This window comes from Shinella sp. (genome assembly GCF_049651085.1).
GTDB lineage: Bacteria > Pseudomonadota > Alphaproteobacteria > Rhizobiales > Rhizobiaceae > Shinella.
Window position 1 is genome coordinate 276,250 of the sequence record NZ_JBASBL010000007.1, and the last position, 20,037, is coordinate 296,286.

21 protein-coding genes are annotated in these 20,037 nt (G+C 63.4%); 4 read left to right on the top strand and 17 right to left on the bottom strand.

What is annotated here, in order from left to right; all coding sequences use genetic code 11:
• Nucleotides 1–13: 13 nt before the first annotated feature.
• Complete coding sequence (locus tag WA950_RS04625; RefSeq protein ID WP_424550502.1) at nucleotides 14–1,372, bottom strand: glutamine synthetase family protein; 1,359 nt, start codon at nucleotides 1,370–1,372, stop codon at nucleotides 14–16.
• 146 nt (nucleotides 1,373–1,518) lie between these two features.
• Here WA950_RS04625 and WA950_RS04630 point away from each other — a divergent pair, with 146 nt between their 5' ends.
• The gene (locus tag WA950_RS04630; protein ID WP_424550503.1) at nucleotides 1,519–2,892 is read left to right on the top strand and encodes an aspartate aminotransferase family protein; all 1,374 of its coding nucleotides are present in this window, start codon (nucleotides 1,519–1,521) and stop codon (nucleotides 2,890–2,892) included.
• A gap of 6 nt (nucleotides 2,893–2,898) precedes the next feature.
• On the opposite strand, the gene vapC is transcribed toward WA950_RS04630, so the two are convergent.
• The 7 genes from vapC to WA950_RS04665 all read right to left on the bottom strand — a co-directional run bounded on the left by vapC (nucleotide 2,899) and on the right by WA950_RS04665 (nucleotide 6,433).
• Entirely contained in the window at nucleotides 2,899–3,288 is a 390-nt protein-coding gene (gene vapC / locus WA950_RS04635; RefSeq protein WP_424550504.1) for a type II toxin-antitoxin system VapC family toxin, read from the bottom strand.
• Complete coding sequence (locus tag WA950_RS04640) at nucleotides 3,285–3,515, bottom strand: type II toxin-antitoxin system VapB family antitoxin (RefSeq protein ID WP_424550505.1); 231 nt, start codon at nucleotides 3,513–3,515, stop codon at nucleotides 3,285–3,287. The genes vapC and WA950_RS04640 overlap by 4 nt, the downstream gene beginning before the upstream one ends.
• Before the next feature lie 63 nt (nucleotides 3,516–3,578).
• Complete coding sequence (locus WA950_RS04645; protein WP_424550506.1) at nucleotides 3,579–5,081, bottom strand: AMP nucleosidase; 1,503 nt, start codon at nucleotides 5,079–5,081, stop codon at nucleotides 3,579–3,581.
• Nucleotides 5,082–5,141: 60 nt separating this feature from the next.
• The gene (locus tag WA950_RS04650) at nucleotides 5,142–5,462 is read right to left on the bottom strand and encodes a YnfA family protein (protein ID WP_424550507.1); all 321 of its coding nucleotides are present in this window, start codon (nucleotides 5,460–5,462) and stop codon (nucleotides 5,142–5,144) included.
• Between the two features lie 67 nt (nucleotides 5,463–5,529).
• Nucleotides 5,530–5,706 carry a hypothetical protein gene (locus WA950_RS04655; RefSeq protein WP_424550508.1) on the bottom strand — a complete coding sequence of 59 codons (177 nt, stop codon included), beginning with the start codon at nucleotides 5,704–5,706 and terminating at the stop codon, nucleotides 5,530–5,532.
• Between the two features lie 31 nt (nucleotides 5,707–5,737).
• Nucleotides 5,738–5,902, bottom strand: coding sequence for a hypothetical protein (locus tag WA950_RS04660; RefSeq protein WP_424550509.1), 165 nt, complete (start codon nucleotides 5,900–5,902; stop codon nucleotides 5,738–5,740).
• Nucleotides 5,903–6,094: 192 nt separating this feature from the next.
• Nucleotides 6,095–6,433: a DUF2147 domain-containing protein gene (locus tag WA950_RS04665; RefSeq protein ID WP_424550510.1), complete on the bottom strand. Its 339-nt coding sequence runs from the start codon at nucleotides 6,431–6,433 to the stop codon at nucleotides 6,095–6,097.
• Between the two features lie 454 nt (nucleotides 6,434–6,887).
• On the opposite strand from WA950_RS04665, the gene WA950_RS04670 reads away from it, so the two are divergent.
• The gene (locus WA950_RS04670; protein WP_424550511.1) at nucleotides 6,888–7,157 is read left to right on the top strand and encodes a sel1 repeat family protein; all 270 of its coding nucleotides are present in this window, start codon (nucleotides 6,888–6,890) and stop codon (nucleotides 7,155–7,157) included.
• 101 nt (nucleotides 7,158–7,258) lie between these two features.
• Here the strand turns inward: WA950_RS04670 and WA950_RS04675 are convergent, their stop codons facing one another.
• The 4 genes from WA950_RS04675 to WA950_RS04690 form a co-directional block, all read right to left on the bottom strand.
• Complete coding sequence (locus WA950_RS04675) at nucleotides 7,259–8,371, bottom strand: pyridoxal phosphate-dependent aminotransferase (protein WP_424550512.1); 1,113 nt, start codon at nucleotides 8,369–8,371, stop codon at nucleotides 7,259–7,261.
• Between the two features lie 117 nt (nucleotides 8,372–8,488).
• Nucleotides 8,489–8,917, bottom strand: coding sequence for a PilZ domain-containing protein (locus tag WA950_RS04680; RefSeq protein ID WP_424550513.1), 429 nt, complete (start codon nucleotides 8,915–8,917; stop codon nucleotides 8,489–8,491).
• Nucleotides 8,918–9,031: 114 nt separating this feature from the next.
• Nucleotides 9,032–9,388, bottom strand: a complete 357-nt coding sequence (locus tag WA950_RS04685; protein WP_424550514.1) for a hypothetical protein — start codon at nucleotides 9,386–9,388, stop codon at nucleotides 9,032–9,034.
• A 160-nt stretch (nucleotides 9,389–9,548) separates the two neighbouring features.
• Nucleotides 9,549–10,772 (bottom strand): acyl-CoA dehydrogenase, encoded by a 1,224-nt coding sequence (locus WA950_RS04690; protein ID WP_424550515.1) that lies wholly within the window; start codon nucleotides 10,770–10,772, stop codon nucleotides 9,549–9,551.
• 198 nt (nucleotides 10,773–10,970) lie between these two features.
• Between WA950_RS04690 and WA950_RS04695 the strand changes: the two genes are divergently transcribed.
• Entirely contained in the window at nucleotides 10,971–12,029 is a 1,059-nt protein-coding gene (locus tag WA950_RS04695; protein WP_424550516.1) for an alpha/beta hydrolase family esterase, read from the top strand.
• A gap of 72 nt (nucleotides 12,030–12,101) precedes the next feature.
• On the opposite strand, the gene iolB is transcribed toward WA950_RS04695, so the two are convergent.
• The 5 genes from iolB to WA950_RS04720 form a co-directional block, all read right to left on the bottom strand.
• Complete coding sequence (gene iolB, locus WA950_RS04700; protein ID WP_424550517.1) at nucleotides 12,102–12,896, bottom strand: 5-deoxy-glucuronate isomerase; 795 nt, start codon at nucleotides 12,894–12,896, stop codon at nucleotides 12,102–12,104.
• Nucleotides 12,897–12,906: 10 nt separating this feature from the next.
• Nucleotides 12,907–13,824 (bottom strand): myo-inosose-2 dehydratase, encoded by a 918-nt coding sequence (gene iolE / locus WA950_RS04705; RefSeq protein ID WP_424550518.1) that lies wholly within the window; start codon nucleotides 13,822–13,824, stop codon nucleotides 12,907–12,909.
• A gap of 105 nt (nucleotides 13,825–13,929) precedes the next feature.
• On the bottom strand, nucleotides 13,930–15,780 hold the full coding sequence (gene iolD / locus WA950_RS04710; protein ID WP_424550519.1) for a 3D-(3,5/4)-trihydroxycyclohexane-1,2-dione acylhydrolase (decyclizing): 1,851 nt from the start codon (nucleotides 15,778–15,780) through the stop codon (nucleotides 13,930–13,932).
• A 26-nt stretch (nucleotides 15,781–15,806) separates the two neighbouring features.
• Nucleotides 15,807–17,729 (bottom strand): bifunctional 5-dehydro-2-deoxygluconokinase/5-dehydro-2-deoxyphosphogluconate aldolase, encoded by a 1,923-nt coding sequence (locus tag WA950_RS04715; protein ID WP_424550520.1) that lies wholly within the window; start codon nucleotides 17,727–17,729, stop codon nucleotides 15,807–15,809.
• Between the two features lie 105 nt (nucleotides 17,730–17,834).
• Nucleotides 17,835–18,707 carry a MurR/RpiR family transcriptional regulator gene (locus WA950_RS04720; RefSeq protein WP_424550521.1) on the bottom strand — a complete coding sequence of 291 codons (873 nt, stop codon included), beginning with the start codon at nucleotides 18,705–18,707 and terminating at the stop codon, nucleotides 17,835–17,837.
• 149 nt (nucleotides 18,708–18,856) lie between these two features.
• On the opposite strand from WA950_RS04720, the gene WA950_RS04725 reads away from it, so the two are divergent.
• A complete protein-coding gene (locus tag WA950_RS04725) occupies nucleotides 18,857–19,978 on the top strand; it encodes a Gfo/Idh/MocA family protein (protein ID WP_424550522.1) in 1,122 nt (373 codons plus the stop codon).
• Nucleotides 19,979–20,037 lie beyond the last annotated feature (59 nt).

Here is a 20,037-nt window from a genome sequence, read left to right on the forward strand (position 1 = left end):
CACCGGAATTTCTCTAGATGCGCGGCAGGTAGGTCTGGTAGTCGAAATCCGAGACCGTGCGCAGATAGATGAGCGCCTCCTTGCGCTTGGTATCGCCGTAGAGCTTCTGGTAGGCCGGGCCGAAAGCGTCGGCGATGAAGGGCGAGGCGGTGAATTCCTCCACGGCGGTCAGGAAGTCGTGCGTCAGGCGCTTGGCATCCGGCACTTCCTTGCCCGGCTCCGTTACGGGGCCGGGATCGAGGTCTTCATCGAGGCCGAGCAGGATGCCGCCGAGGATCGCCGTCAGCAGCAGGTACGGATTGACGTCCGCGCCCGCCACGCGATGCTCGACGCGGGCTGCCGGACCGTCCGTGTCCGGGATGCGGATGGCTGTGCCGCGATGGCCAAAGCCCCAGGTAAGATCGACCGGCGCGAAGGAGCCCGGCTGGAAGCGGCGATAGGAATTGGCGAAAGGCGCGAAGACGAGCTGCGCATCGCGCATCGTCCGCAGCATGCCGGCTGAGATCGATTTCAGCTTCGTCGGCTCGCCGCCCTTGGCATCGAGGATGTTCCGGCCGTCCTTGTCGATGATGCTGCAATGAACGTGCAGGCCGGAGCCGGCCTCGTCGGCATAAGGCTTTGCCATGCAGGTGGACTTCAGCCCGAACCGGTGCGCGGCCTGCTCGGCAATACGCTTGAGGTAGATGCAGTCGTCGGCGGCGGCGAGTGCATCCGGCCGGTGCAGGAGATTGATCTCGAACTGGCCGGGACCGAACTCCGCCGTCGTCGCATCCGCCGGCAGGTCCATGGCCTTCGCCCAGGCGCGCACGGTCTGGAGATAGTCGTCGAGCGCATCCGTCGCGCGCATGTCGTAGAGCTGGAAGCCGTTCGGTTGGCCGCGATACATGAGGGCTGCCGGCGGGCGGGGTCTGCCGGTCTCGCGCCAGTCGTCCTCCATCACGTAGAATTCAAGCTCGGTCGCGACGACCGGCGTCAAACCCCTGTCTTCAAACCGCTTCAGCATGCGCGCGAGGATGGCGCGCGGGTCCATGAAGGAGGCGCTGCCGTCGAATTCGTGCATCGTGGCGAGCACCTGGCGGGAGCCTTCCGGCGCCCAGGGCATGGAGGTCAGCGAGCGGCGGTCGGGAATGCACAGGCCGTCCGGGTCGCCGACGGATATGGAGAGGCCCGTGATGTCGTCATTGTCGTCGCCCCAGATGTCGAGCGACTGGGTGGAAGAGGGCAGGCGCACCGAACCGTCCCAGATCTTCTTCTCGCCTTCGAGCGGAACCTGCTTGCCGCGCAGGTCCCCGTTCATGCCGACAAGGAGGATTTCGATACGCGGCGGGGCATTGGCGGGCGGCGCGCCGGCCGCCTTGTTGTCATTTGTCATGGTGCCTGCTTTGGTTTGGCGGGAAGCATGGACAAGAAATTTTGCGGTTGCCCGATCTCTTGCCAAATGCCTGTTGTATGGGCATTTTCGTAACCCATTCTGTCCCGCCGTTCAATAAGGCGGGCCTACCTTGAGGATGTTGCCAAATGTCGAATACCAGTACAGCAGCCGTGTCCAACCTCGGTGCCCTCGATGCCGCCCACCATCTTCATCCCTTCTCGGACATGAAGAAGCTGAACGCGACCGGCACGCGCATCATCGAGCGCGGCGAGGGTTCGCATATCTTCGACAATCACGGCAAGCGCTATCTCGACGGCTTCGCGGGCCTCTGGTGCGTCAATATCGGCTATGGCCGCAAGGAAATCGCCGAGGCGGTCGCCCGCCAGATGAACGAGCTTCCCTATTACAACACCTTCTTCGGCACCACGACGCCGCCGGCCGTTCTGCTCGCCCAGAAGATCGCCTCCCATGCCGGTCCGAACATTAACCGCGTGTTCTTCACCGGATCCGGATCCGAGGCGAACGACACCTGGTTCCGCATGGCCCGCGTCTATTGGGGCGCCATGGGCAAGCCGACCAAGAAAGCGGTCATCGCCCGCAAGAACGGCTATCACGGCTCCACCGTCGCCGGCGCGTCGCTCGGCGGCATGAAGTGGATGCACGAGCAGGGCGATTTGCCGATCGCCGGTATCCATCACATCGACCAGCCCTTCTGGTACGGCGAAGGCGGTGACCTGTCGTCCGACGAGTTCGGCCTGAAGATGGCACGCCAACTGGAAGAGAAGATCGACGAACTGGGCGAAGACAATGTCGCGGCCTTCGTCGCCGAGCCGATCCAGGGGGCGGGCGGCGTCATCGTGCCGCCGGCCACCTACTGGCCGGAAATCGCCCGCATCTGCAAGGCGCGCAACATCCTGCTCGTCACCGATGAAGTGATCTGCGGCTTCGGCCGCACCGGCCGCTGGTTCGGCCACCAGCATTTCGGCGTCGAGCCGGATCTCGCACCGATCGCCAAGGGCCTGTCGTCCGGCTACCTGCCGATCGGCGGGGTCATGGTGTCCGATCGCGTCGGCAATGTGCTGGTGGAGGAAGTCGGCGACTTCAACCACGGCTTCACCTATTCCGGCCACCCGGTCTGCGCCGCCGCGGCGCTGGAAAACATCCGCATCATCGAGGATGAAAAGCTCGTCGAGCGCGTGCACGACGATATCGGCCCCTATCTTGCCGCCGGCCTGAAATCGCTGGAAGACCTGCCGATCGTCGGCGAGGTCCAGCAGGTCGGCCTGATGGCGGCTGTGCAGCTTGCCGAGGACAAGGCGACGCGCAGGCGCTTTGCGGACAAGGAACAGGCCGGCGTCACCGTGCGCAACCATTGCCTGGAAAACGGTCTCGTGCTGCGCGCCACCGGCGACCGCATGCTCTTTTCCCCGCCGCTCGTCATCACTCACGCGGAAGTCGACCAGATGATCGACATCACGCGCAAGGGCCTTGAGCATGCGTGGAAGGTGATGACGGCCTGATTGGTGTCAGGCGACCCGAAGGCCGAGATGCTCGGCCATCGGGTCGAAGTCCCTGTCGGCATGCAGCAGACTATAGTCGTGCTCGATGCAAAAAGTGCCGATGATGAGGTCTGCGGTCTTGCGGATGGTAACGCCCTTTTCGCGAAGCCGCCGGAAATTCCCGGCGGCTTTTATTGCGATCTCCGGAGTGAGCATCGGAACAACGGCGAATTCGGTCAGTCGTTTTTGAAGATTGGCGGCGTGCATGTCGTTCTGGGCGCCCTGCAAAATCTCGAGAAGAACAATATCGCCGAGCAGGATATGTCTTGCCCGCGGCATTGTTTTCAGCTGCAGGGATTGCGGCGTAGCAATGCCGCGCAACGCGGAAATCCATACGGAGCTGTCGACGACGATCATTCAGCGGCGTCATCGCGCAGGGTTTCAGGCGGCCCCCAGCCTGTCCGCATCGCGTCGAGATCGCCTTCCCAGCCCATTCCCCAAAGTTCTTCCAGTGCCTTCCGCCGGCGCCACTCTTCCACGAGATCGCGCAGTGCCAGCTCGACAGTCGCCTTCTTTGACGGAAGCCCGGTGAGTTCCATGGCTTCGGCGATCAAATCGTCATCGAGTTCGATATTGGTACGCATCGTGGTTCGCCTTGGTGTATGAAATATGGAAATCATACACCAAGGCGGGATCGCTCACAAATACTACTGGAACGCCGTCTCGAAGAAGCTCCGCAGCTTGCGTGAATGCAGCTTTTCCGTCGGCATGCCGGCGAGTTTTTCGAGTGCCCTTATGCCGATCCGCAGATGCTGGTTGACCTGCGTGCGGTAGAAGGCCGTTGCCATGCCGGGCAGCTTCAGTTCACCGTGCAGCGGCTTGTCGGAAACGCAGAGCAGCGTGCCGTAGGGCACGCGGAAGCGGAAGCCGTTGGCCGCGATGGTGGCCGATTCCATGTCCAGCGCGATGGCGCGCGACTGGGACAGGCGCTTTACGGGCCCGCGCTGGTCGCGCAGTTCCCAGTTCCGGTTGTCGATGGTTGCAACGGTGCCGGTGCGCATGATGCGCTTGAGGTCGTAGCCCTCGAGGCCCGTCACTTCCGCAACGGCGCTTTCCAGCGCCACCTGCACTTCGGCGAGCGCCGGAATCGGCACCCAGACCGGCAGGTCGTCGTCCAGCACATGGTCCTCGCGCACATAGGCATGCGCCAGCACGTAGTCGCCCAGCGTCTGGCTGTTCCTGAGGCCGGCGCAGTGGCCGAGCATCAGCCAGGCATGCGGGCGCAGCACGGCGATGTGGTCGGTGATCGTCTTGGCGTTGGAAGGGCCGACGCCGATATTGACCAGCGTGATGCCGCCATGGCCCTTCTTCTTGATATGATAGGCCGGCATCTGCGGCAGGCGGCCGGGCGTGATATCGGGTTCCGGCCTGTCGGCGCCCGCGGGCGTGACGAGGTTTCCGGGTTCGACGAAGGCCGTGTAGCCGTTGCCGCCTTCCGCCATCTGCTGGCGCGCCCATTCGCAGAATTCGTCCACATAGAACTGGTAGTTCGTGAACAGCACGAAATTCTGGAAATGATTGGCGCTTGTTGCCGTGTAGTGGCTGAGGCGGGCGAGCGAGTAGTCGACACGCTGCGCGGTGAAGGGGCCAAGCGGCGAAGGTTCGCCCGGCGCGGGTTCATAGGCGCCGTTGACGATCTCGTCATCGGTGGTCGTCAGGTCCGGCGCGTCGAAGAGGTCGCGCAGCGGCAGTTCGATGCCCCCGGCGATTTCAGCCTCCACATAGGCGCCTTCCCCGAAGGCGAAATGCAGCGGGATCGGTGTCGTCGATTCCGAGACGGTGACGCGTACACCGTGATTGCGCATCAGCAGGCCGAGCTGTTCCTTGAGATAGTGCCGGAAGAGTTTGGGCCGGGTGATGGTGGTCGTGTAGACGCCCGGCGAGGCGACGTAGCCGTAGGACAGGCGGGAATCGACATGGCCGAAGCTGGTCGTCTCGATGCTGACCTGCGGGTAGCAGGCGCGAAAGCGCGTTTCCGGCGTCCCGGATTTGCCGAGCGACACGAAGGCGTCGGTCAGGAATGTCGTGTTGCGATCGTAGAGGGCTTCGAGCGCATCGACGGCGGCCACCGGATCGTCGAAGGAAAGGGCCTCGAAGGGCTCCGGCGTGGCGAAGGAAAGGGCTCTGGGCGAAAAGATTCGTTTGTTCATGAATCACTATAGATGTTGTTATTTGACAAGCAAACGACAACTTCCGCGCGCCCGCAAGCCCTATCGCGGGGCGGCGAGAATGATGCCGGCGCCGGCGAGCGCCAGTGTTGCGCCGGCAAGGTCGAAGCGGTCGGGACGCATCCCCTCGGCAAACCACAGCCACAGGAGGGAAGCGGCGATATAGACCCCGCCATAGGCGGCATAGGCGCGCCCGGCAAAGGCGCTGTCGACCTGCGTCAGCAGCCAGCCGAAGACCGCGAGCGAGGCGATGCCGGGCAGAAGCCAGAGGATCGATTTGTCGAGCCGCCACCAGGCCCAGAAGGCAAAGCAGCCGGCGATTTCGGCAAGGGCGGCGAGGGAAAAGACGAGAAGGGATTTCATCCGGTGCTCCGGGCTGTCGGTAAGGGCCCGCCCGGTCTAGCACGGATAAGGAGGATGGGAAGCGCCGTCAGCTCATGGACTGGCGCTGGAGGGTGACGAAGAGCACGAGGCCCGCGCCCTGCTTCTCGATGCCGAGGCCGCCCGCATTGCGCCAGGCAAGAGCGCCGACCGGGGCGATCATCATCGCCGTCAGCGCGAGGATGCGCAGTGCAACGGCGGAAGCGTGGGTGAGGGTGGCGATCATCTCGGTTCTTCCTGGAAGGATCGGATCGGGATCAGAGCGAAGCGCGGCACATGTCCGGCGTGGCGCAGGCCACCAGCTTGCCGGTCGTGTTGTGCGTGCTGCGGCGGTAATCGGTCTCGACGGCAGCAGCCAGCATGATCGCGAAAATGGCCATCAGAAGCGAGATAATGGTCAGGCGGCGAGCGAGAATGTCCATGGTTGTCCCCCATGTGGAATGTTTCGGTGTAACCGTTGTCACATTCCGGGACTGAACGCTCCCTGAGAGGCCAGTTCATCTCCCGTTCAGGAAAGCTGTGCTGACCGCCCTTCCGGGTGCAGGCGATCGCCTGCCATGAAACAAAAAAACCGGCGTCGAGGACGCCGGCTTGCTGCTTTTCTCCGCGCTTGATCAGAGGCGCGACCAGGTCTGCGATTTGCAGAGAACCGCGAGCACGCAGCCCTTCATGCGCAGCGACTTACCGTTGATGGAGCCGGAGCCGCTATAGGTCTTGTCCGTTTCCGGGTCGGTGATCGTGCCGCTGTAGTCCGCGCCCGAACCGCTCAGCTTGCCGATGCTCTTGCCGGCATGCTTGCCCGACTTCAGCGTGATGCAGAAGCTGCCGCCACATTTAGCGATGGCGGCAGTAGCGCCGGTGGCGGTCTTCCAGTTGCCTTCGATCGGCTCGGCCGCAAGGGCGACGCCCGGAACGGTGAGAAGCGCGGCGACGATCCATGTCTTCAGTTTCATTCTCTTCCTCCTCCAGAATGAGAGCCGGAATATATCTTACGCACACGTAAAGGTAAATATGCCCGCGCGCCGGTTTTCGAGCGGTCCGGCATGGGGAAAACGGCAGGTGAAAAGATGCGGTCGTTTGCCGTGGTTAGCGAAAGGTTGAAATCGCCGGTTGAACAATTCGTAAATTTTGAAGCAAATGCGCCGGATTCCAGCGGCTGTGATGTTTAACGAAAACCCAATTTTACCAAGCGTTTGGAATTTGTTTGTCTCAAATTAAGCATGCATTTTAAGCGCATTTTGAAAGGCCGGCGGCATAGTCGGGCCATAAGACGAGCACGGAAAAACCGGCCGGCAAAACTCCGAAGGAAGATCATGCCGCAGAAGACGGCAGACGCCTTGGGAGGCCCGAAAGGGCAGGTAAAACAGGACACTAAAGCAGTAAACGGGTTAAACAGGGACAATCGAAATGGCACGCTTTGACTTTCAGACTACCGAAACGGCCGCCATGACGGGCGGCGAGAACCGCGCCGAAACCTTCTGTGATATGGGCCTGATGTATGCGACGGGGCGCGGCTGCAGCGTCGACCTCGTCCAGGCGCACAAATGGCTCAATATTGCCGCCATCAGGGGTTGTGAACGCGCCGCCGAGCTGCGCGCCGACCTCGCGGCGACGATGACGAAGACCGACCTTGCGCTGGCGCTGCGCGCCGCTCGCGAGTGGATGACGGTTCACTGAGAAAGCCGGCTGGCGCCGGCGGCCAGAAAAGCATCAGGGACAGGCGGGCGATAAACGGTGCAAGAACCGGATCCGCCGCCGTCTTCAAGGTGCAGGGCCGCTCAGGCGAGCCGCTTCAGGACCTGCGGCAGCGCTTCCTCGAGCAATGCCATTTCGTCTTCCGGCCCGGCGCTGATGCGGATGCATCGGTTGAGGGGGGCAATACCCGGCATGCGGATGAAGACGCCGTGCTCCATCAGGCCGTCGACAATGGCCCGGGCATGGGCACCGTCCCGGCCGCAATCCACGGTGACGAAATTGGTGGCGGAGGCCAGCGGCGTGAGGCCGTTGGACCGCGCGATGGCCGAGATGCGGTCGCGCGATGCCGAAATGCGGGCGATGACATCCGCAAGATAGGCCTGGTCCTTCAGGGCGGCGAGCGCCGCCTCGACCGAAACCCGCGCCATGCCGAAATGATTTCTGATCTTGTCGAAGGCCTGCGCATTGCCGAGCGTGCCGATCGCATAGCCGATCCGCGCGCCGGCAAGGCCGTAGGCCTTCGAAAACGTGCGTATGCGCAGGATGTTCGGCTGGCCGATCAGTGCGTCGATGGGCGGAATGGTGCCCGCCGGCGCTGTCTCGCCATAGGCCTCGTCGAGGATGAGCATCGTTGTTTCCGGCAGCGCCCGGGCGAAGGCGACGACGCTGTCGGCGTCCCACCAGCTTCCCATCGGATTGTCGGGATTGGCGAAATAGACGAGCGGCGCGTCTTCGCGGCGCACCGCGTCAAGAAGGCCGGCGAGGTCTTCCCTGTCGCCCGAATAGGGCACCGTCACCAGTTTTCCGCCAAATCCGTTCACATGATAGTTGAATGTCGGATAGCCGCCGAGCGAGGTGACGACTGGCGTGCCCGGTTCGACAATGAGCCGCACGATTTCGCCAAGCAGGCCGTCGATGCCGCCGCCGACCGCTATATTGTCGCGTGAAACGCCGTGGTGCAGGGCGAGCGCCTCGCGAAGCTCGAAATTTTCCGGATCGCAATACATCCAGCTCGTAGCGGCCGCCGCGGCCATGGCCTCCAGAACGGAAGGAGCGGGGCCGAAGCGGCTCTCGTTCGCGCCGATACGGGCGCGCACGACAAGGCCGCGGTCACGCTCGATGGCTTCCGGCCCGACAAAAGGAACGGTTGCGGGCAGGGTCTGGGCGAGGGCGGTGAAACGGGAAAATGCGGACATGAAAGCGCCTGGAAATCGGAGGAACGGTCGGGAGGCCGTCAGCCGATCGCCGCAAGGCGCCTGCCGGAATCGGTCTTCCGCAGGCAACCTAGCCAATAAAACGCAAAGGTGAAACGATCAGGTGGCGGAGGCGCGCATGCCGCCCCGTTCGACACCCGCCATGTAGCGGCGCTCCTCCTTCTTCGGCTGGCTGTTGACGCCGCCGGTGAAGTAGTCGGAGCGGACGATCGTGTGGAGCAGTTCTTCGTCGATCTCCTTGATGAACTGCACGCCGACACGGCTGTCGTTGCGGTAGACTTCCGCGCAGCCGATGCGCGAGGCGACGCCGACGATCGAAAGATAGTAGTGGAGCGGCAGGCCGATGGTGGTGGTGACGGTAAAGCTGGCGCCGCCCTGCGAGATGTCGATCAGCTTGCAGCTGCGCACCTTCGGTGCAGCGAGATCGAAGCCGACCGTCATCAGCAGGCCCTGCCGGTTCACGGAAAAGCGATCCCACTTGCGTTCGTAAAGTCCAGCGACGGACCGTGTGTCGGCACCGATACTCATTGCACACTCCCGATTAGGGCATCATGCCCGACAGATGGGAGGAGTGTTGCAGGTGATTATTTTGTTTCGTTAAAGCAAAAATCTAAAAGTTTACCCGTTCCCCTTTTAGAGGCTTCAGGCATCGAGCGTTTCGGCCTGGCGGCCGATGACGGTGTCGAGGAAGCTCGGGTCGAGAAACATGTTGAAGCGCACCGCCAGTTCCTCCCCTTCGCGCTTCGATCCCGTGCAGGCGATGCCGTCGTGGATACCCTGGATCTCAAGGTAGAAATTCTCCGGCAACGTCAGTGTCTTGTTGATCGAAAGCGTCGCGCCGGCGCTCGAAATGCTGCGGATGAAGCAGGTATAGCGCATCGCCGTGCTGAGCCGGTGGCCGATCGGCGTGATGAAGCCGGGTCTGTCGATGCGATGCTGGACGAAACTGCGCTTGGGATGGCGCAGGCGAAGCTGGTCGTGGACATGTTCGAGAGGCATGGTGCCCTCCCGCTTCGGTTGCCGGGTTTGTACTGTAGCGAAACGGGATGGATAAGATATGAAAACGGCCGCTCGCATTTTAACGAGCGGCCGCTGGATTTGCCGGCAGGCCTGGCCGATCCTCCATCATCCGAGGATGACGTGGTGGGTGAGGCGAGGCTTACTGGAACGCCTGAAGACCCGTCTGCGCGCGCCCGAGGATCAGCGCATGGATGTCGTGCGTGCCCTCATAGGTGTTGACGGCTTCAAGGTTCATGACGTGGCGGATGACGCCGTATTCGTCGGAAACGCCGTTGCCGCCGTGCATGTCGCGGGAAACGCGAGCGATGTCGAGCGCCTTGCCGCAGTTGTTGCGCTTCATCAGCGAGATGAGTTCAGCCGGCGCGCGATGCTCGTCGAACAGGCGGCCGAGGCGCAGCGCGCCCTGAAGGCCGAGCGAAATCTCGGTCTCCATGTCGGCGAGCTTCTTCTGGATGAGCTGGGTGGCGGCGAGTGGCCTGCCGAACTGCTTGCGGTCGAGCGTGTACTGGCGAGCGGCGTGCCAGCAGAATTCCGCCGCGCCCATCGCGCCCCAGGCAATGCCGTAGCGCGCGCGGTTGAGGCAGCCGAAGGGACCGGCAAGACCCGCGACTTCCGGCAGCAGGTTTTCGTCCGGCACGAAGACGTCCTGCATCATGATCATGCCGGTGACGGAGGCGCGCAGCGAGAACTTGCCCTCGATCTTCGGCGTTTCGAAGCCCTTCATGCCGCGATCCAGCACGAAGCCCTTGATCTTGTTGTCATGCGCGTCGGATTTTGCCCAGACGACGGCGACGTCGGCGATCGGCGAATTGGTGATCCAGTTCTTCGCGCCGGAGACGAGGTAGCCGCCGTCGACCTTCTTGGCGCGGGTGATCATGGAGGAGGGGTCCGAGCCATGGTCCGGCTCGGTCAGGCCGAAGCAGCCGACCCATTCGCCGGAGGCGAGCTTGGGCAGGTATTTCTGGCGGGTTTCTTCCGTTCCATAGGCAAAGATCGGGTGCATGACGAGCGAGGACTGCACCGACATGGCCGAGCGATAGCCGGAATCGACGCGTTCGACTTCGCGGGCAACGAGGCCGTAGGAAACGTAGTTCGCGCCGACCCCGCCATATTCTTCCGGAATGGTCGGGCCGAGCAGGCCGAGTTCGCCCATCTCGCTCATGATTTCGCGGTGGAAGATCTCGTGGCGGTTCGCTTCGGTGACGCGCGAGGCGAGCTTGTCCTGGCAATAGGCGCGCGCCGTATCGCGGATCATGCGCTCTTCATCGGTCAGCTGGTCTTCCAGAAGGAAGGGATCGGCCCAGTCGAAGGGCGCCATCTTGGCGCGGGCCTGTTCCGGAGTGGCGCTGTGGTGCTCGCTCATTGCTTCCATCCTGTCGCGGTTTGTCGTTGCAGAAGTGCTACATCAGCTTGTTCCTCTCCGAAAGGGCGGGAACGAAAAGGGCCGGCGAACACTTTGGCTATTTATGAATGCCCTCATGAGCCTGGAGAATGAGCCGCTGCGCGATATTTGCCCGTTTTGCCTTGATCCCGCCGCTCCAAACGAGCAAGTAACCTGACAATGAGCAATTCCCCCACAAGGAGGCCAGGCCTGCGGGACCGCTTCAAGCGATCTGTCGAGCGGCTGTTGCCGACCGAAGCCCGGCTGGGCAATCTTTTCTGGCCGTTTTCCCATGAAGCCGAGCGCAAGGCGCTCCCCGCCCGACGGCGGCCGGCCGGTTCGTTTCCGCTGGTCGAAAAGACGGAGTTCGGCAGCAATCCCGGCTGCCTGCGCATGTTCGAGCATGTTCCGGAAGGCCTGCCCGCCGGGCAGCCGCTTGTCCTGGTGCTGCACGGCTGCCAGCAGGACGCGGAAAGCTACGACCGGGCCGCCGGCTGGGCGTCGCTGGCGGAGGAGCGCGGTTTTGCCGTGGTCTACGCCCAGCAGCGCGAGGCGAACAATCCGCGCCTCTGTTTCACCTGGTTCCGGCCAAGCGAAGTGACGCGCGACCGGGGTGAACTGATGTCGATCCGCCAGATGGTCGCGCATACGGCGGAACGGGCGGCAAGCGACCCGGAGCGCGTCTATATCACCGGCCTTTCCGCCGGCGGGGCGATGACGGCGGCCATGCTGGCCAACTATCCGGCGCTTTTTGCCGGTGGCGCGATCATCGCCGGCCTGCCGTTCGGTGCTGCGCGTGATGCTAGTCGCGCCTTCGACGCCATGGCGGCGGCGCCGGATCGCACCGCCCGCGAATGGAGCGATCTGGTGCGCGCAGTTTCCCCGCGTATCGCCCGCAAGCCCGCCATTTCCATCTGGCACGGCACGGCGGATGAGACGGTCTCGCTCTCCAACGGCCTTGCGCTGGTCGAGCAGTGGCGCGACCTGTACCGCTTGCCGAAGGAGGCTTTCGTTGAAAAGCGCCTGAAGGGCCGGCGCACGCGCATCTGGCCCGACAAGGAGGGCAGGCCGCTGGTTGCCTTCCATGAAATCGACGGCATGGGCCACGGCACGCCCGTCCTTACGGGCGAGGGCGGCGGTCATGCCGTTTCCGCCGAGCCCTTCATGCTGGAGGCCGGCTTTTCCTCGACGCTGGAAATAGCGAAGGGATGGGGCCTCACCCGCAAGTGGAAGCGATAGACCAGTTCCAGCAAAGGTGCGCCGTGGTCTTGCGCCCGGAACGGCGCAAAACCAAAACGCTCCAGTGGCTGCTCAGGCGAGCAGCCACTCATGTTCCCTTGCGTTGTGGAATTTCCACACGCGCTTCGGCCCGGCCATCACATTGAGATAGTAGAGGTCGTAGCCGTGGATGGTGGCGCAGGGGTGATAGCCCTTCGGCACCAGCGTCACATCGCCATCCTCCACCGCCATTGCCTCGTCGAGCGACCGGTCGTCCGTGTAGACCCGCTGGAAGGCAAAGCCCTGCGGCGGGTTGAGGCGGTGATAATAGGTCTCTTCCAAGAGGCTTTCGTTCGGCAGGTCGTCCTGGTCGTGCTTGTGCGACGGGTAGGACGAGGTGTTGCCGCTCGGCGTGACGACTTCCACCACGAGCAGGGAATGGGCCGAATTGTCGTCCTCCGGCATGATGTTGTGGACGTGGCGGACGTTGGAGCCCTTGCCCCGGCTGAGTTTCGGATGCGTGCCCGGCGCAATGGCCTTCGCCTTGTAGTCGCCGCCGCCCGGTGCCGAGCAGACGGCGAGTTCCAGATCGGTCTCCGCCGTCACCGACCAGTTGGAATCGGCCGGAATGTAAAGCGCATGCGGCGCGCCCTCGAACGGGCTCATGCGCTCGCCGAGAATGCCGAAATCCTGGCCGCCCGCCGTCGCCTTGCCCTTGCCGGAAATCCAGACAAGGCAGACTTCGCGGCTTCCCGTTTCCGCCGCGACGATCTCGCCCGGCTTCATGCGATGCACATCGAAACCGACATAGGTCCAGCCGGCGCTTTCCGGCGTGACATGGCTGACGCGGCCGTGCGCGCCGTTCGGTTTTACCAGCAGCTTCGGCATGGGTTCACTCCTATCCTTTCGGAAAGCCTTCCGTTTCCACGGTATAGCCCGCAGCGGTCATGACGCTCATCAGTTCCGCATAGCCGACTTCGGCCATCTTCTGCGGCGGCGCATTGCGCGGATCCTGCTCGGCCTCGACGACGAACCAGCCTTCATAGCCGTAGTCAGCCAGCTTGCGGACGATCGCGCCGAAATCGAGCGAACCGTCGCCCGGCACGGTGAAGGCGCCGAGCGCCACCGCGTCGAGGAAGGATTGCTTGCTGCGATCGAGCCCGTCCACCACGGCCTTGCGGATATCCTTGACGTGGACGTGGTTGATGCGGGCGTGGTGGTTGTCGATGGCGCGCAGCACGTCACCGCCGGCAAAGGCGAGGTGCCCGGCATCGAGCAGCAGCGGAATGCCTTCGCCGGAATTGCGCATGAAAGCGTCGAGTTCCGGCTCGGTCTCCACGACGGCGGCCATGTGGTGGTGATAGGACAGCGGCATGCCCCGGTCGGCGCACCATTCGCCGAATTCGGTAAGACGGCGGCCATAGGCCTTCATCTCGTCGTCGGAAAGGCGCGGCTTGGTGGCGAGCGGCCTGGAGCGGTCGCCCTGGATGGACCGGCCGACTTCGCCATAGACGATGCAGGGCGCATTGACCGCCTTGAACAGCTCAATCATCGGCGCGATGCGGTCCTTGTTGGCCGAGAGTTCCTCATCGACCAGCGTGCCGGAGAACCAGCCGCCGCACAGCGTGACGTCGGCGGCGCGCAGGATAGGCAGCATTTCTTCCGGATTGCCCGGGAAACGGCGGCCCTGTTCCATGCCGGTAAAGCCGGCGCTGCGCGACTGGCGCAGGCATTCCTCGAGGGACACGTCGTCGCTGAGTTCCGGAAGGTCGTCGTTCCACCAGGCGATGGGCGACATGCCGAGTTTGGCTTTCATCGATAGTCTCCTTGCGGGGGCAACTGGCCGCCCATGTCATTGTCTTTCCTTCTCCTGTCATCCTCGGGCAAGCCGGAGGATGACGGGAGAGAGGGATTGTCTTCCTCAACCGATCTGCTGTGCCGCGCGGGCCTTCACATAGGCCTCACGCGCCTTGTTCACTTCGCCGCGCGGGCTCACTTCCGGCACGGCCACGTCCCACCAGTGGCCGCCGGCCTCGGTGGTGATCAGCGGGTCGGTGTCGATGACGATGACCGAGGTGCGGTCGTTGCCCTTGCTGTTCTGGATCGCCGTCTCGAGGTCGGCGATGGACGACACCTTCACGGCGACTGCGCCCATGCTTTCGGCATGCGCGCGGAAATCGATGTCCGGCATCATCTCGATCATCGAGTCCTTCAGGAGGTTGTTGAAGTTCGCGCCGCCGGTGCCCATCTGCAGCCGGTTGATGCAGCCATAGCCGCGGTTGTCGAGCACCACGATGGTCAGCTTCTGGCCGAGCATGATCGAGGTCGAAAGCTCGGAATTCATCATCATGTAGGAGCCGTCGCCGACCATGACGACGACATCCGCCTCCGGCCGCGCCAACTTGACGCCGAGGCCGCCGGCAATCTCGTAGCCCATGCAGGAAAAGCCGTATTCCATATGGTAGCCGCCCGGCTTGTGGGCCTGCCAGAGCTTGTGCAATTCACCCGGCAAGCCGCCGGCGGCACAGACCATGACTGAATTCTCGCCGCCGATCGTGCGCTGCACCGCGCCGATGACCTGCGCGTCGGAGGGGAGGGCCGCATTGGTCGCCGCGGTCGCCCTATCGGCCGCCGCCATCCATTCTGCCTTGCGGCTCCTTGCTGCCGCCTCGACCGAGTTCGGCGCCTTCCAGCCGCCGAGCGCTTCGGAAAGCAGCGTCAGGCCCTCGCGCGCATCGGCGACGAGCGGCTGGCTGTCGCGTTTGGCCGCGTCGAAGGAGACCGTGTTGAGGCCGATCATCGTCACATCTTCATTCTTGAAGAGCGCCCAGGAACCGGTGGTGAAATCCTGCATGCGCGTGCCGACGGCCAGGATGACGTCGGCCTCTTCGGCAAAGGCATTGGCCGCCGAGGTGCCGGTGACGCCGACCGAGCCCATGCATAGCGGATGATCGTCCGGGAGCGCGGATTTACCGGCCTGGGTTACGGCGACCGGAATGCCGTGCATGCCGGCAAAGGCCTTGAGTTCGGCGGTCGCCTGCGAATAAAGCACGCCGCCGCCGGCGATGATCAGCGGTTTTTGCGCCTTGCGCAGCGTGGCGATGGCGGCAGCGAGTTCCTCCGTGTCGGGGCGGGGGCGGCGCTGCGTCCACACCTTCTCCGCAAAGAGGCTTGCCGGATAGTCATAGGCTTCCGCCTGCACGTCCTGGCAGAGCGAAAGCGTCACCGGGCCGCAATCGACCGGATCGGTCAGCACCTGCATGGTGCGCTTCAGCGCCGGGATGATCTGTTCGGGGCGGGTGATGCGGTCGAAATAGCGCGAGACGCAGCGGAAGGCGTCGTTCACCGAAACGGTGCCGTCGCCAAAGTTCTCGATCTGCTGGAGAACCGGATCGGGAATGCGGTTGGCGAAGACGTCGCCGGGCAGGAACAGTACGGGCAGGCGATTGACATGGGCAACGCCGGCTGCCGTCACCATGTTGAGCGCGCCGGGGCCGATGGAGGTCGTGCAGGCCATGAAGCGCTGGCGGAAGCTTGCCTTGGCGAAGGCGACGGCGGCATGCGCCATGCCCTGTTCGTTATGGGCGCGCAGCGTCGGCAGATCCTCGCGCACCTGATAGAGCGCTTCGCCTATTCCCGCGACATTGCCGTGGCCGAAGATGCCCCAGACGCCGGCGAAGATCGGGACCTTCTTGCCATCGACGACCGTCATCTGTGCCTTCAGGAAATGCGCGACGGCCTGCGCCATCGTCAGCCGGATCGTCTTGCCCATGGTGTTCCTCCCAAATTCCATACTTGTTAGAGACCGCGCGTGCGAAGCCAGGCGTCGGTCAATTCGCGGAAGCGGCCGGCCATGTCTGAAATCGCTGCCTCGTCATCCATCTTGCCGGCCATCCAGGCACGGGCGGCATCGACAAAGATCGTGCGGCCGACCGCGAAACCCTTGACCGCCGGTGCGACCTTCGTCGCCTCGAAGGCCTTGACCAGTTCCTCGCTCGGCGCTTCCAGGCCAAGCAGCACGATACCACGGCAATAGGCGTCATTCTTGGCGATCACCGCCTCGATGTTGCGCCATGCCTCGGGCGAAGCCTGCGGCTCCAGCTTCCACCAGTCCGGCTTGATGCCGAGATCGTAGAGTTCCTGAAGCGCCGTCGACACCGTATCATCCTTGAGCGGCCCGTTCTTGCCGGCGATGATCTCGACCAGCAATTCGCGGCCGACGCGGCGCGCCGCCTCGAAGAGCGTGCGCAGCTTCTCCTGCTGCTCCTGCTTGAGCGCCGCCGGATCGTCCGGATGATAGAAGCACAGGCACTTGATGCAATGGTCGAGCGGCCATTCGACGAGCTGCGAGCCGATATCCTGGCTGAACTCGAAGCGCAGCGGCTTGGAGCCGGGCAGCTCGACAGGGCGGCCGAGCCACGAGAAATTCTCGGTGGCGGCGTCGAAGAAGGCGTCACGACCGAAGCGCTCGTCGATCAGCATGCCATAGCCGGGGCGACCCTCCGCCACTCGGGCGGCGGCCTTTACGGTGAGGCGCTTGAATTCGGAAATCTTTTCGTGCGGGACCTTCAACTCGTCAGCGACATCGACAAGCTGCATGCGGTGATCGCAGGCAAGCGCCATCAGGAGCGGAATGTCGCCATTCTTGCGGTTCGTCGCCCAGTGGATGTGGTTGATGGCCTCGTCTCTCCTGAGCGCCCGGTGCCGGCTGCCGTTCTTCAGGAAGAAGTCCAGCTCGTCCCAGCTCGGATATTCCGGCGAGCAGAGCAGGCGCGAGACGGCGAAGGCGCCGCAGGCATTGGCCCAGGTGGCCGAGGTCGCATGGTCTTCGCCGGTGAGCCAGCCGCGCAGGAAGCCCGACATGAAGGCATCGCCCGCGCCCAGCACATTATAGACCTCGATGGGGAAGCCATCACCGACCACACCGTCTTCCAGGTCGTCCGAAATCGGGCCGTCATAGACGATGCAGCCCATGGCGCCGCGCTTCAGCACGATGGTGGCGGCGGAAACCGCGCGGATCGCCTTCAGCGAGGCAAGCACGTCATCGGCCCCGGAGGCGATCATGATCTCTTCTTCCGTGCCGACGATGAGGTCGCAATCCGGCAGAACGGATTTCATGATGGCGGAGACATGGTCGGATTTCACGTAACGCTCGAAACCTTCCGCATGGCCGGCAAGGCCCCAGAGGTTCGGGCGGTAGTCGATGTCGAAGATGACCTTGCCGCCGCTTTCGCGGGCGATGCGGATCGCCTTGCGCTGCGCGGCCTCGGTGTTGGGCCGCGAGAAGTGCGTGCCGGAGACAAGTACGGCGCGCGACGAACGCACGAAGGCCTCGTCCACGTCGCCTTCGTCCAGCGCCATGTCGGCGCAGTCGGTGCGCACGAAGATCATCGGCGAAACGCCTTCGGATTCGATGGCGAGCAGGACGAGCGCCGTAAGCCGCTCCTTGTCGGTCCGGATACCCTCGACATTGACGCCTTCGCGGGCGGACTGCTCACGGATGAAACGGCCCATCTGCTCGTCGCCGACGCGGGTGATCAGCGCGGATTTGAGGCCGAGGCGGGCGGTGCCGATCGCGATATTCGCCGGGCAGCCGCCCACGGACTTGGCGAAGGAGGCCGTGTCTTCCAGGCGCGTGCCGAGCTGCTGGCCATAGAGGTCGACGGACGAACGGCCGATCGTGATGACGTCGAGCGTCTTGTCCTGGTCAATATGGCGCATGTCTTCCTCCCGGTCTTGCGGCGCCGTCATGAAAGTGCGGCGGCATCGCGGGAAAATGAAACATGAATTCCATTATTATGTCAATTCGGAATATCCATTCCGTTTCTATTCCACAACATTTCGCCGCGAGGAACGCCGCAGGCTGCGGCGCTTTTCCGCAATGGCGACCGGAAGCGCCATGGCGAGCGCCATCGAGGCGGAAAGCGAGCGGAAGCCCGCATAGTCGGCTTCGGAAACCTCGAACCAGTGCGTCGCCGAAGCGGCGAGGGGAGAGAAGACGGAATCGGTGATGGCGACGATCGGCACGCCCCGGCCCGCCAGTTCCTGTGCCTGCGCAAGGCTTTCTGCGGCGTAGGGCGCAAAACTTGCAGCGATGACGGCGTCCCGGCTGGTCGCAAACTGCGTCATTTCCGGATCGATGCCGTTCGGCGAGGCGATGATCTGGTGGCGGATGCCGAGCTTGCCGAAAGCATAGGCGATATGGGCCGTCAGCGGATAGGAGCGCCGCTTGGCGACGAGATAGATGATCTCGGCGCGGGCGAGCAGATCGACGGCTTTGGAGAAGGTCTCGCCATCGATGGTGCTGGCGAGCCGGGCGACGGACTGGCTGGCGGCGGTGAGGAAACCCGAGAGCAGTTCCATGTCGCTGCTCGCCGCCGGTCCCGATTCAAGCGAAAGGAGGCGTTCCTCATAGGAGAGCGTGCGGTCGCGCAGCCGCGCGCGAAAAACGTTCTGGAGATCCGAAAAACCCTCATAACCGAGGTGGTGGGCCAAGCGCACCAGCGTGGAGGGCTGGACGTCGGCCGCCGTTGCGATGCTCGCGGCGGTGCCGAAGGCCATCTCGTCAGGATTGGAGAGCGCATAGGCGGCCACCTGCGCGAGCCGTTTCGGCATGGTTGTCTTGCGCTCGATGATGACGCTGCGCAAACTGTCGAAATCACGGGGTACGCGCGCCGTGGCCGCTTCACTGCTGTTCATGGATTCTGTTCTCCTTGGGCGGCCATTCTGCTACAGATGAAATAAATATTCCATATTCGCGGAAAAGATAGTTTTCGTTCCAAATCTTTCCCGCTATGCATGGCGTACGCAACGCCCAGCGGCGAGATATAGCGGATGGAGGACATGGCATGAAGGCCCTCGGGATTGGACTGATCGGCACGGGTTATATGGGCAAGTGCCACGCGCTCGCCTGGAACAATGTCAGCGCGGTCTTCGGCGATGTCGAGCGCCCGCGCCTCGTGCATCTTGCGGAGGCCGATGCCGGTCTCGCCGCAAGCCGCGCCCGTGAATTCGGCTTTGAAAAATCGACGGCCAACTGGCGCGATCTGCTTGCCGATCCCGATGTCGACGTGATCTCCGTCACCACGCCCAACCAGTTCCACGCCGAAATGGCGATTGCCGCGCTGGAGGCGGGCAAGCATGTCTGGTGCGAGAAGCCCATGGCGCCGGCCTTTGCCGACGCCGAGCGCATGCTCGCTGCCCAGCGTTCCTCCGGCAAGGTCGCGGTCATGGGCTACAATTATATCCAGAACCCGGTGATGCGGCACATCCGTTCGCTCATCGACGAGGGCGCCATCGGTACGGTCAACCACGTCCGCATCGAGATGGACGAGGATTTCATGGCCGATCCGCAGGCGCCGTTCTACTGGAAGAGCGAGGCCTCGTCCGGCTACGGCGCACTGGACGATTTCGCCGTGCATCCGCTCTCGCTGCTCTGGAGCCTGTTCGGCCATGTCGAGGCGGTCATCGCTTCGCTGGCAAAGCCCTATGCCGAGCGCCCGCTGAAAGAGGGGGGCCGCCGCGCCGTCGAGAATCACGATATTGCAAGCGTGCTCATGCGCCTGCCCGGCGGCATTTCCGGCGTGCTGATGGCCAATCGCTCGGCCTGGGGCCGCAAGGGGCGCATTGCCCTCCAGATCTACGGCTCGAAGGGATCGATCCTCTACGATCAGGAGCGGATGAACGAATTCCAGCTCTATACGACGGACGGACGGGCGAGCGAGCAGGGCTTTTCGACGATCCTGACCGCGCCGCACCACAAGCCCTATGACCGCTTCATTCCGGCTCCCGGCCACGGCCTCGGCTTCAACGACCTCAAGGTCATCGAATGCCGCGAGCTGATCGCCGCCATTGCCGGCATGGCCTCCCATTCCATCGACTTCAACCATGGCCTGCGCATCGAGAAATCCGTACACGCGATGGCGCAATCCTTCCGTGAAGCGCGCTGGGTGGAGATCGGATTAGCCTGATCTTTCGGTGGCTTGGATAAAAATCCGTTTGCCCACGCATTGAAACCGCATGAGCCATA